At 45.1% G+C, this 12,224-nt stretch carries 13 protein-coding genes; 11 read left to right on the top strand and 2 right to left on the bottom strand.

All coding sequences use genetic code 11. The annotated features are described in order from the left end of the window. Positions 1-141: 141 nt before the first annotated feature. On the top strand, positions 142-1,344 hold the full coding sequence (locus EDC63_RS04570) for an ammonium transporter (RefSeq protein WP_124948306.1): 1,203 nt from the start codon (positions 142-144) through the stop codon (positions 1,342-1,344). A 120-nt stretch (positions 1,345-1,464) separates the two neighbouring features. On the opposite strand, the gene merB is transcribed toward EDC63_RS04570, so the two are convergent. After that, complete coding sequence (gene merB / locus EDC63_RS04565; RefSeq protein ID WP_124948305.1) at positions 1,465-2,124, bottom strand: organomercurial lyase; 660 nt, start codon at positions 2,122-2,124, stop codon at positions 1,465-1,467. 45 nt (positions 2,125-2,169) lie between these two features. Next, the gene (locus EDC63_RS04560) at positions 2,170-2,868 is read right to left on the bottom strand and encodes a PEP-CTERM sorting domain-containing protein (protein ID WP_124948304.1); all 699 of its coding nucleotides are present in this window, start codon (positions 2,866-2,868) and stop codon (positions 2,170-2,172) included. 425 nt (positions 2,869-3,293) lie between these two features. Here EDC63_RS04560 and gspG point away from each other — a divergent pair, with 425 nt between their 5' ends. Genes gspG through EDC63_RS04510 form a run of 10 tightly spaced genes read left to right on the top strand, consistent with a single transcriptional unit; the run spans position 3,294 to position 12,221 of the window. Beyond that, positions 3,294-3,719 carry a type II secretion system major pseudopilin GspG gene (gene gspG, locus EDC63_RS04555; protein ID WP_124948303.1) on the top strand — a complete coding sequence of 142 codons (426 nt, stop codon included), beginning with the start codon at positions 3,294-3,296 and terminating at the stop codon, positions 3,717-3,719. Positions 3,720-3,724: 5 nt separating this feature from the next. Beyond that, complete coding sequence (locus EDC63_RS04550; protein WP_124948302.1) at positions 3,725-4,915, top strand: type II secretion system F family protein; 1,191 nt, start codon at positions 3,725-3,727, stop codon at positions 4,913-4,915. After that, positions 4,912-6,609 carry a GspE/PulE family protein gene (locus tag EDC63_RS04545; RefSeq protein ID WP_124948301.1) on the top strand — a complete coding sequence of 566 codons (1,698 nt, stop codon included), beginning with the start codon at positions 4,912-4,914 and terminating at the stop codon, positions 6,607-6,609. Before EDC63_RS04550 ends, EDC63_RS04545 begins: the two co-directional genes overlap by 4 nt. Further along, entirely contained in the window at positions 6,590-7,411 is an 822-nt protein-coding gene (locus EDC63_RS04540; RefSeq protein WP_124948300.1) for a hypothetical protein, read from the top strand. The genes EDC63_RS04545 and EDC63_RS04540 overlap by 20 nt, the downstream gene beginning before the upstream one ends. Next, a complete protein-coding gene (locus EDC63_RS04535) occupies positions 7,411-7,941 on the top strand; it encodes a PilN domain-containing protein (protein ID WP_124948299.1) in 531 nt (176 codons plus the stop codon). Before EDC63_RS04540 ends, EDC63_RS04535 begins: the two co-directional genes overlap by 1 nt. Positions 7,942-7,943: 2 nt before the next feature. Then, positions 7,944-8,486, top strand: coding sequence for a type 4a pilus biogenesis protein PilO (gene pilO, locus EDC63_RS04530; protein WP_165922908.1), 543 nt, complete (start codon positions 7,944-7,946; stop codon positions 8,484-8,486). Continuing rightward, positions 8,486-9,016: a hypothetical protein gene (locus tag EDC63_RS04525; protein ID WP_124948297.1), complete on the top strand. Its 531-nt coding sequence runs from the start codon at positions 8,486-8,488 to the stop codon at positions 9,014-9,016. Before pilO ends, EDC63_RS04525 begins: the two co-directional genes overlap by 1 nt. Next, complete coding sequence (locus tag EDC63_RS04520) at positions 9,017-11,353, top strand: secretin N-terminal domain-containing protein (RefSeq protein ID WP_124948296.1); 2,337 nt, start codon at positions 9,017-9,019, stop codon at positions 11,351-11,353. A 4-nt stretch (positions 11,354-11,357) separates the two neighbouring features. Next, positions 11,358-11,837: a type II secretion system protein gene (locus EDC63_RS04515; protein WP_124948295.1), complete on the top strand. Its 480-nt coding sequence runs from the start codon at positions 11,358-11,360 to the stop codon at positions 11,835-11,837. Further along, a complete protein-coding gene (locus EDC63_RS04510) occupies positions 11,838-12,221 on the top strand; it encodes a type IV pilin protein (protein WP_124948294.1) in 384 nt (127 codons plus the stop codon). Positions 12,222-12,224: the final 3 nt, after the last annotated feature.

Genomic DNA, 12,224 nt, shown 5'->3' with positions numbered 1-12,224 from the left:
AATTTTTTCGGTATTTGCACTATTGTGGAGCATGATTTACTAAAAATAGTGTGCTGCTTTAATGGTATTCCTTTTAAATCATATTGTTGTTGTTTTGGTACAATTATTGCTTATGTACTGCTGGATTAGTCTGGAGAAAATATGGAAGAACTTAAAATAAATAATGACGTATTGTTCATTTTGCTTGGTGCCATCATGGTTCTGGCGATGCATGCCGGATTTGCCTTTCTGGAATTAGGCACGGTACGAAAAAAAAATCAGGTTAATGCACTGGTAAAAATTCTGACGGATTTTGCCGTTTCGACTATTGCCTATTTTTTCATCGGATACAGCATTGCTTATGGCGTAAATTTTATGCAAGGGGCAGAGCACCTTGTTCAAAAAAGTGGCTATGACTTGGTCAAGTTTTTCTTCTTGCTCACATTCGCAGCTGCAATACCGGCGATTGTCTCGGGCGGGATTGCTGAACGCGCCAGATTCAATCCACAACTCGCGGCAACTTTTTTACTTGTAGGATTCGTCTACCCTTTCTTTGAGGGAATAGCCTGGAATCACCACTATGGTATTCAGGGTTGGTTAAATGCAACTTTCGGTGCAGAGTTTCATGATTTCGCAGGATCAGTTGTCGTGCATGCCGTAGGAGGGTGGATTGCCCTGGGTGCGGTTGTCTTGCTAGGCGCGCGTCGTGGTCGTTATCACCAGAATGGAATGATGGCTGCTCATCCGCCTTCAAATATTCCATTTTTAGCACTTGGTGCGTGGATACTGACAGTAGGATGGTTCGGTTTTAATGTCATGTCAGCCCAGACTATTAATGCAATCAGTGGTCTTGTTGCTGTGAATTCCTTAATGGCAATGGTTGGGGGTACCCTGGCAGCATTGGTAGTTGGCAAGAATGACCCGGGGTTTATACATAACGGACCTTTGGCCGGGCTGGTTGCCGTCTGTGCGGGCTCTGATCTGATGCACCCACTAGGCGCACTCGTTACTGGTTTGATCGCTGGTGGCTTGTTTGTGTGGATGTTTACCGTCACACAGAATAAATGGAAAATTGATGATGTACTGGGTGTTTGGCCTTTGCATGGTTTATGTGGAACATGGGGTGGAATCGCAGCAGGTATATTTGGCATGAAAGCACTTGGAGGTATAGGTGGTGTAAGTTTCATGTCGCAACTTTTAGGCACACTACTTGGTGTTGGAATTGCATTGGCTGGCGGTTTTCTGGTTTATGGCATTTTGAAGAAAATGGTAGGTATTCGCCTTGATGCAGAAGAAGAATTTAACGGGGCAGATCTTTCAATACACAAGATATCGGCAACGCCTGAGCGGGAAGCAGGTTGGTAGGGTTGTGATATAAAACAATAAAGTCTGTCGGAGATTGAAGCTTAAAATTTAAAAGGCCTGGTTTTTACACTGGGCCTTTTCTTTTTGTACTGAGGGGGGCTGTTTTTTGAATGAGCCATATCATACTGCATCTAAGGGCATAGTATTAGGTATTGATGGATTTGTCAGGCATAACTGGAAGTGATAAAAGGCACGACCAACAACAGATGCTTCTTTCAGGGTGATCAAGTCATTTTGATTGATAGTAATTTCAGCACAAGATCCGCATATAAATGTGATGCCAGGGCATAAATCATTACAACATGATGTGTGATTTGCTGATATCTGACGGTATTCAACCTGTGTATCGGATGGCGTTGCTTCCTTGATTTGTCCCAAGCTGTCAGATTTGATTGTAAGTGATAGAGCACAACGGCTGCATCGAGATTTTATGACAACCTCAGTTCCAGTTAAAAGCGGGATCGCGAGTGCGTCTATTGCATTCATCGCATAGATTTGATGTTCGCGGTAATTTGCGCTGATACTTGTTTTGGCAGCGCTGAATGGATAACATCCAATGCCGGAATTGGTCATGACTACTGCATCCAGTGTTAAAAGCGTTTCCAGATCATCTGGTGGGATGGCATCTGGAAGAGGGGCGACACCATCCTTAATCCATGAATTTAATACAGAAGTGTAAGTATTCGTTGTTCTAACTTCTATAGATTCAATCCTGTCTTGCAAAGGAAATTCTCTTCTTAACCTCTTTACATCATTGATAATGTTGTTTCTGATTTTCATGGAAGCTCCATTCAGGCTTAAACATGGATGAATTGAAATAAGATGCTATGCGGACCATTTTCTGCGGTATGTAAGCAGAAATAATCCGATTGAAAAAAGAAATAATGTCTTGGGTTCTGGAATATTTAAAAATGGCTGGCTGACGGTGAGAATGCCACCAGAAAGCCTGTTACTGTTTGATATTCCGCCACCTGACGTCAGCGCTATACTTCCACCGAATATCGGGTTGAGAACATTAGTGGAATCCGGTGATTGAAGTAACGAAAGGTCACCACGAGAGGATAAATTAATATTACCCCAAAGGGAAACAGAGCCGCCTGCAGGTGGGCGAACAGGGAATTTTCCTGTTAGTGAATTAATACTTCCTTGATTGATGTAGAGGCTGAGAGAGCCTGCATTAATCTGTGAATTTGATCCTAATACAATGCTATTCCCTGCCGCTATAGTCAGAAGGCTATTGATTGCATCAATAACGCCATTCAGCAAAAAATTATTTTGCGCGAGAAATCGTGCAGGTGAGTCGGGTGTTCCTGATAACACTTTGACAGTAATACCTGCATCAATCTGTACGTCACTGAATTGTGGAAAATCCGGGCCTGTCAGATCCAAAATTGTATTTTTGGATGGGTGAAATATACCAGCGGAACCATCTGAAATAATCGTAGCCTCAGTTGGCAAGCTGACAAGAGTAGCCAGTGTCAGGATAACTAAAAAAAGCTTTCTGAAATGTTTAAAGTTTTTCATTTTCAACCTGGATAGTTTATAAGCTGCCTAAGTTTTCAGGCCAGAAATAATTTTTGTATGAGCACACAAATTATCAGGCTGACATTACAAATAATGGTGTGATGTATTCTAATTTTGTAGTTATATCGGACTATGTGAATTGAGGGTTTTTTCCTAATGCTGTTTTACATTCGTAAACGATAACTCTATTGTTTTATTGATATAAATTAACTTTTCCGCCGTTTCACTCCTTTATTCTCCCCAGCTGTTCTTTCGATTTTAATATTACTGCAACAAGTAATCGGTATCTTGTCAGAAATTCAATGAATAACTGCAAGCCATGTATTTAAGCAGGGGCTTGTGGGAAGTGTAAATTCAGGAAATAGGTATCGTGATGTATGCCGGATTTCCCGGAGAATTTTTTCAAAAGGAACGGGTTGGTTGTAATGATAATAATAAATAAGATCAATCGGGAAAAAGGGTTTACGCTGCTTGAATTATTGGTGGTGATGGTCATTATTGGTTTGCTTGCTGGTTATGTCGGTCCGAAATATTTTTCCCAGATTGGTAAGTCAGAAGTGAAAGCAGCCCGGGCACAATTAGATTCACTTGGTAAATCTCTCGATCAATATCGACTGGATACGGGACACTATCCTTCAAATGAACAAGGCCTTGCTGCGCTAGATACTCGCCCTGCAAACGAGCCAAAGTGGGAAGGCCCTTATCTACGAAAAAGCGTACCTATGGATCCCTGGGGTAAACCCTATGTTTACAAACAACCAGGTGAACATAGTGAGTATGATCTTTTGTCTTACGGCAAAGATGGGCAGCCTGGTGGTAATGCGGAATCTGCTGATATTACCAACTGGTAGCCTCCATGCAATTTGAAATCAAAGCGCTACGAGAAGGAAATAGTGTTGTTCAGCTGACACTGGATGCCACTGATGAGCGTGAAGCATTGCAACAGGTCATGACGCAAGGATATACCGTCCTCGCGATCAAATCCTGGAAAAATCTGGCTGGTTTACTCGGCAAGCGTCATACACACTTCCCCTTGGTATTGTTCAGTCAGGAATTACTGGCATTGCTTGACGCTGGCTTGAATCTGGTGGAGGCCGTTGAGACGTTAGCAGAAAAAGAGCAGCGTCCAGAAACACGGAAAGTGCTCGACAGGCTAATTGCCTCTTTATACGAAGGTCAGACATTCTCCGCTGCGTTACTTCGATTTCCCGAAGCATTTCCTGCATTGTATGTTTCTACGGTTAAAGCCAGTGAAAAAACCGGGGGATTAAGTGAAGCCATTACGCGGTATGTTGCTTATCAGGCGCAACTGGATGTTGTACGAAAAAAACTTGTCAGTGCATCAATTTACCCTGTGGTATTGATTGTTGTTGGCGGGTTGGTGACGCTATTTTTGATGGTATATGTCGTGCCTAAATTTAGCCATATTTACGAAGACATGGGTGGTGACCTGCCTTTTATGTCACGGATGTTGATCGAATGGGGAAAACTGCTTGAAGCGCATGGTGGCGCCATGCTGCTTGGCGTGGTGGGGTTGCTAGCCATTATTGTCTTTGTCTTGACTCGTATAGAAACCAAACGATGGATCGGTGAAAAGTTATGGTTGGTGCCGGTGATTGGAGAGCACATGAAAATCTATCAACTGGCGCGATTCTATCGCACAGTAGGCATGCTTTTGCGCGGAGGAATTCCCGTTGTAACCGCATTGGATATGGTGTCTGGATTGCTCGCGACGGCCTTGAGGAATAGCTTGGACGGTGCGATTCAGGGCGTGAGCGAAGGGCGACCGCTTTCAGCTGCCATGGAAGAATATGCGCTGACCACTCCGGTTTCTTCACGCATGTTAAGGGTTGGTGAACGAACTGGAAACATGGGCGATATGCTGGAACGAATCGCTGCATTTTACGATGAAGAAATGGCGCGTTGGGTTGACTGGTTTACCAAGTTGTTTGAGCCCCTGTTGATGGCGGTTATCGGGCTGATTATTGGCTTGATTGTTGTTTTGATGTACATGCCGATATTTGAATTGGCGGGTAGCATTCAATGAATATGATTCATGCTGCGGATGTATCAATCCCGGAAATTTCGTCTGTACTGCTGCATGATGCTCGTGACGAAGCAGTGCGAAGCAAGCGCCTTATATACGAGGTGCTTGAAGAAAAGTTGGCTTTGCCTCCACATGAGTTTGTTGCGGTTCTGGGGCGCACGTTGCTTTATCCGGTTGCCAATATGCATGATCTGCATCAATGGGAAGCTGCATTTGATGTCTTGCCATTTTCATTAGCATCAAACAAGGAATGCCTCGCTTTTCGCTCTCCAGATGGCCAGTTGCGTATTATTTTTGTGGACCCTTTTGCACAGGATGTACAAAGCTGGGTAGAAGCGTTCATCACCCAGCCCTTCATATGGCAACTTGCCCAGCGTGATGATGTTGCAGCGTTTTTGTCACGGCACGAAGAGTCCATGCGAGCCATGGAAAATGTGCCCATTGCAGATCGTAATGAGTCAAATGTTACTGCAGGGTTGGAAGATCTTTCGCTTAAATCCATTAGCGAAGATACTAGTCCGGTTGTGAAATTGGTGCATTCCACGCTTTACGATGCACTTAAACTCACTGCCAGTGATATTCATCTTGAAACAACGCCGACTGGTTTGACTATTAAATACCGAATTGATGGCGTTTTGTCTTCAGTGGGTTCCGCTCAAGGCTTGGAGCAGGCTGACCAGGTTATATCACGTATCAAAGTCATGTCTGAGCTGGATATTGCAGAACGCCGGGTACCCCAGGATGGTCGATTCAAAGTTTCTATGCGCGGACGTGAAATCGATTTTCGGGTGTCGATTATGCCAAGCATCTTTGGTGAAGATGCGGTGTTGCGTGTTCTCGATAAACAGACCCTTGCCGATCAGGTAAAAGGGTTGCGTCTGGATTATCTTGGGTTGGATGAATTTACTATCGGTCAAATGCGCAGATTGTATAGCGAACCCTACGGCATGGTGCTGGTTACCGGCCCGACAGGTAGTGGAAAAACGACAACTTTGTATGCTGCCATATCTGAAATCAACAATGGTCTGGATAAAATTATCACCATTGAAGACCCTGTGGAATATCAGCTTGCAGGCGTGTTGCAGATTCCTGTCAATGAAAAAAAGGGGCTGACCTTTGCCCGGGGGTTGCGATCAATTCTGCGACATGACCCGGACAAAATCATGGTGGGGGAGATTCGTGATTCTGAAACTGCCCAAATTGCCGTTCAGGCTGCACTCACCGGTCACTTGGTATTCACTACAGTTCATGCAAATAGTTCCCTTGATGTCATTGGTCGATTTCTTCATATGGAAGTAGACCCTTACAACTTTGTGGCCGCCATGAACGGCATTCTGGCGCAACGTTTGATACGCGTGAATTGTCCTCATTGTATGGAGCCGGTTGAACCTGATGCTCAATTAATTGCTGATTCCGGTATTTCACCAGAATCCGCTGCACACTACACATTCAAAGGTGGGTTGGGCTGTGGACTATGTCGCGGGTCTGGATTCAAAGGGCGAAAAGCTATTGCTGAATTGCTCAATCTAAATGATGAAATCCGCGAACTGATTGTTGCGCGGGAACCAATACGGCGAATTAAAGAAGCAGCGCGCCGCAACGGCACGCGTTTCTTGCGTGAAGCAGCGCTGGAATTAGTGGCCAACGGAGAAACTACATTACAGGAAGCCAACCGTGTTACCTTCGTTTCGTGATCAGTTGCAAATCGGTATTGAACCCGGTCAAATTACGCTTGCCAGAATTGGTAAAGGGATACGGCGACGTGTACTTGAAAAGCACATCGAAGTGTATGACTCACATGAAACAGAGCCATGGATCGCTGCATTTTCTGCTTTAAAAAAACTGCTCGAAAAGCAGCGTGGGGCAGAAGCCATAATTGTGCTGTCCAATCAGTTTGTGCGCTATGTGGTCGTTCCCTGGAACGACGCTGTCAGTAATGACGAAGAAGTTGCTGCTATAGCGCACCACCGCTTTAATCAAGTGTATGGAGATCAGGCAAGTAACCGGGAAGTGCGTGTGAGTCAGTCAGCATTTGGTGCGCCTATGCTGGCATGCAGTATGGAACGAGGTTTGCTGGCAGGGCTTAGAATTGTCTGTCAGGAAGTTGGTGTGCATCTGACTGTGATACAACCCGCGTTGATGTCGGTATTTAATCACTGGTGTGATCAGGTGAAAGAAGAAAGTAGCTGGTTTTGCATTATCGAACCAGGAAAGCTACTGATAGCTTTGTACTTTCAGGGGGGGTGGCATGCCATCCAGAACAGGCATCTGGCTGGCAGCACTGTAGACGATTTAATTGCAGTACTGGATCGCGAAAGATTGCTTGCCGATGTTGCTGATACCCCCCAGCGCGTTTTTCTTTTTTCATCAATGCATTCCAGTTACCCATCCAAGTTTGGTAATTGGTCAATAACTACAATGAAACCTTCTGCAATAGAGGGTTTTTCACCCGATTCAGCCCCCCCGTTTTGTTTAGCTTTAAGTGGAAATAAATAATGCGGAAGCTGGATCTCAATTTTCAACCCAAGAGTCGTGTGCCGGGCATGCTAGGCATGTTAATTTTGATTGTTACAGTTCTGACAGGCGGTAGTCTTTATGCAGATTATTTAGAAGCTAAAGCATTGTCTGAACGGACGCAGGCTAGTCTGGTTCGCCTTGAACGGTTAACTGGGCGAACAGCTGAGCCCCACAATAACCGCAAATTATCTGAGCAAGACAGTTCTGAATTTAAGCAAGCTGCTGATGTTATTGATCAGTTGGCGTTACCCTGGGGGCGGTTGTTTGGTGCTGTTGAAGATGCAGGTGAACAGGATGTGTCACTTTTGTCGCTTCAACCGGATCGGAAAAAGGGGACGCTATCGATCGGGGCTGAGGCTAAAAATGTCAAAGCTATGCTTGAGTATATGCGCCGCTTGATTCAGGAAAAACCCTTGCAAGAAGTGGCTCTTCTCTCCCATAACATTCAGGAGCAGGATGCAGAAAAACCAGTCAGATTTACATTGAGCGCTAAATGGATCGCAGAATAATATTGAAATTCAGATGGTACGCACAGTCCGGCATGAGATGGTTGGGCTGGTCAGGTATGGCGGGGCTGGGGGGGCTTGCTTTATGTCTTATGTTTTATGTATTCACTTTGCAGCCAGAAAAAGTAAAGCTTGGTGAAATGCAGGCGCAGATCACGGTTCTGAACCAGCAGTTTAGCCAAAAAAAAGTTGCTCAGGTACGAGTGAAAGGTCCTGAAGATCAGCTTTCAGATTTTTACAGGTTTTTTCCCTCCACTCAAATAGCACCTGATTTGCTCGAAAAACTGTTTGACGCAGCTGCTTCTACTGGCATAGCGCTGCAACAAGGGCAATACCGCATGATTGCTGCCAAGGGTGATAAGCTCGGTCGCTACCAGATAACCTTGCCAGCTAAAGGCACCTACCCGCAATTACGCAAGTTTATCGCTCAGCTTTTGACTGATTTGCCGACAATTGCTTTGGATAGTATTCATTTGCAAAGGCAAAAAGTAGGTGACCCGCAACTCGACGCCCAAATCAAATTGACTCTTTTTATGGGAGCAGTGTGATGAAAATGGGTAGCAGGCAGCGTTGGGTCATATTGACTATGTTAATGGGACTTACTTTGACTGCTGTTGTTTGGGTTGGGCAAGATGAGGATCAGCCCGTTGCAGTGCAGCAAAAAAAGAATCAAGTGGCCACAAAGGCACATGTTGTAAGGGTGGCGGCTGTGAAGAAAGACGAACGGTCGAGCAATATTTTAAATATGGAAAAGTTGCAGCGAACCCCGATGGCAGAAAGTGATAATGAATTATTTGCTGCTAAATCCTGGTATGTGCCTCCTCCTCCACCGCCAACTAAACCGATATCTCCCCCTCCTCCGACAGCACCACCAGTTCCATTTGTTTATATGGGTAAATTGATCGAGGACGGTCAGCAGGTCGTGTTTTTGTCCAAGCAGGAAAGAAATTACGTAGTTAAACGAGGTGACACACTGGATAACACTTACCGTGTAGATGATATTAACGGACGTGTCATGAACCTGACTTACTTACCCATGAATATCAAACAGACACTCATGATTGGTGGAGAAACATAATTGAAACGGTATAAAAACTATTTGGTAACAGCGCTTATCGCCATTCTCATTTCAGGTTGTGCATCAGACAGGGCGTTTCGTGAAGGTAACCTGTTGTTGTCAGAAGGCAAGTACGAGGAAGGCATTTCCAAGTTGCAGGCCGCCGCCAAGGATGATCCAAACAATGCGGAAATTCGCGCACATCTGTTTCGTAGCCGTGATCAAATTATCAATCGATTACTGGTAGAAGCGGACTCTCTGCGCGAAAAAGGAAAACTGGAGGAAGCCGAGGCTGTTTATCATCGCGTGCAGGGGTTGGATGAAAATCATCCTCGCGTTCAGGAAGGGCTCAACGCAATCCAGGCACAACGTCGCCAAAGATTGATTGTGGCAGACGCTGAAACGCTTTTCAACAATGGGAATGTAGAGGCGGCACAGGAAATGTTGCGTCCTGTATTGCAGGAAAATAAATCACTGGACGTTGCCATTTCGCTCCAACAGCGAATCAATGATAAAAACAAGCAGGACACCAGCGTAATGCCTGCACTTAAGTCGCGTTACAAAAAACCGGTTTCTCTAGAATTTCGTGATGCCAACTTGCGCTCTGTATTTGAGGTGCTGTCGCGTACTGCCGGAATCAATTTCATTTTCGACAAGGATGTGCGTCCTGATCTCAAAACGACACTTTTTGTGAAAGATAGCTCAATCGAGGATGTCATCAACTTGCTGGTAGTTACCAATCAGCTTGATAAACGCATTCTGAACGAGAATACCGTTCTGATTTACCCAAATACGCCAGCCAAAACAAAAGATTATCAGGAACTTGTTTTAAAAAGTTTTTATCTGGGTAATGCTGATGTAAAGCAAACACTGAATATGATCAAGACATTGCTCAAAACCCGCGATGTTTTTATCGATGAAAAGTTGAATCTGCTGATGATGCGGGATACGCCAGAAGTTATTCGGTTAGCTGAAAAATTGATAGCAGCGCAGGATAAGGCTGAGCCTGAAGTGATGCTGGATGTTGAAGTGCTGGAAGTAAAACGCTCCAAATTGACTGAATTGGGTATTCAGTATCCCAATCAGTTTACTGCACTGAATTTAACCAATAGCAACACTGTCACGACTTCTGCGGGAGCTGTAGTTGCAACAACGCCAAGCGTCGTAGCCAGCCAGTTTACTGTGGACAGTTTAAGGAGTCTTAATGGTAGCAAAATTGGTATTCCCAGTCCGGTACTTAATCTCAGGAAGGAGGACAGCGATACGAATTTGTTAGCCAACCCCCGTATTCGGGTAAAAAATCGGGAAAAAGCCAAAATTCATATTGGTGATAAAGTTCCGGTTATTACCACCACCAGCACAGCCAATGTGGGCATTTCTGAATCAGTTAGTTATCTGGATGTAGGTCTCAAGCTGGATGTTGAGCCGAATGTTTTTCTGGATAACGAAGTGGGCATTAAAGTCGGATTGGAAGTCAGCAATATTGTACGTGAAATTAAGAGCAGTACCGGCACGCTTACTTATCAGGTTGGCACCCGTAATGCGGTAACTGCATTGCGGCTAAAGGATGGAGAAACCCAGGTGCTGGCTGGTTTGATTAACGATGAAGATCGTGCAAGTGCAAGCAAGCTACCTGGATTGGGCGATCTTCCATTATTTGGGCACTTGTTCTCCAGCCATCGAGATGAGCATTCCAAAACCGAAATTATCCTGCTGATAACGCCGCATGTAATACGTAATCTGGTGCGGCCGGAATTTGCTATTACGGAATTTACATCGGGAACAGAATCATCGATTGGTGCAGCGCCGCTCAGTTTAAGTTCTGCTGCAAAAGCATCGGTACCTATGGGTGTAAACGCAAGTGTTTCTGCAGTTCAGCAAACTGGGCTGTCGCAAGTGCCGCAAAGTGCACCATCACCTGCAAACGATCAGGAGCAAAACGGGACACCTGTTCAACTTAATTTGAATGCGCCGACACAGGCTCCAATAGGTAAAAACTTTACGTTGAATGTTAATGCATCCGGTTTAAATGGCGTAAAACAGGTGGCATTCGAAATTAACTATGACCCTGCAAAATTGGACGTGGTTGATTCTCAGGCAGGGTTGCTGATGAAAATGGGGAGTGGGCAAACAGATTATCAGCACTCTGGTGAAGGTACAGGTCATCTGCAAATCAGTATTAGTAGAAATACTCCAGCTAGCGGTAGCGGTAATTTAGCCACAGTGACGTTCAGGCCATTGGCCGGAAAGCCAGGTGCTACGCAACTTGGGATCGTCAATCCGACGGCATCAGACATCTCAGGAAGCAGCTTGCCCAGTAATGTGCCAGCGGCAAGAAATGTGACAATTGTGCCCTAAGTCTATGCAGCAAGCTTATCGAAATGGGTTCACGCTGATTGAGCTGATGATCACAGTGGCGATTGTGGCATTGTTGGCAACTGTCGCAATGCCACTGACTTCGCTGACCCTGCAACGGACTAAAGAGCAAGAGTTGCATTACTCTCTTCAGCAAATTCGAGAAGCGATTGATTTATATCGCAGGGCAGTAGAAGAGAAGCATATCAAGGCGGCGTCAGATGAATCCGGATACCCTAAATCTCTTGATATTCTGGTAGAAGGAGTCGAAGACGAATTGAGCCCGGTAAAATCCAAAATATATTTTCTGAGGCGGATTCCTCGTGACCCTTTTTCACCTGATAGTAAAGCAACGGCAGAAGCAACCTGGGGGAAACGGAGTTATAAAAGCAGCGCAGAAGACCCGCAGGAGGGGGAGGACGTATTCGATATTTATTCATTTGCGGCTGGTAAAGGGTTGAACGGCATCCCTTACAAGGAGTGGTAAATGCGGCTGTTCAGTAAAAATAATGGATTTACACTGATCGAACTTTTGGTTGTCATGGCGATCATTGCAACCTTGCTAAGCATTGCTGTGCCACGCTATTTTCATAGTCTGGAAAAATCCAAAGAGGCTGTGCTGAAAGAAGATCTGAATATCATGCGTGATGCCATTGATAAATTTTACGGCGATAACGGAAAATATCCCGACGCGCTGGATGATCTGGTCAGCAAGAAATACCTGCGCATCATTCCACCCGATCCAATAACCGATAGTGCAACAAGCTGGGTTGTTACGCCACCAGAAGATGCACTGAGCGGCAGTGTTTATGATATTCACAGTGGCGCAACGGGCAATGGTCGCGATGGTCAGCCTTATACTGCGTTGTAATGA

The organism is Sulfurirhabdus autotrophica (genome assembly GCF_004346685.1).
GTDB lineage: Bacteria > Pseudomonadota > Gammaproteobacteria > Burkholderiales > SMCO01 > Sulfurirhabdus > Sulfurirhabdus autotrophica.
The sequence above is the reverse complement of the archived record's forward strand: the minus strand, read 5'-3'. Positions and strand labels throughout refer to the sequence as shown.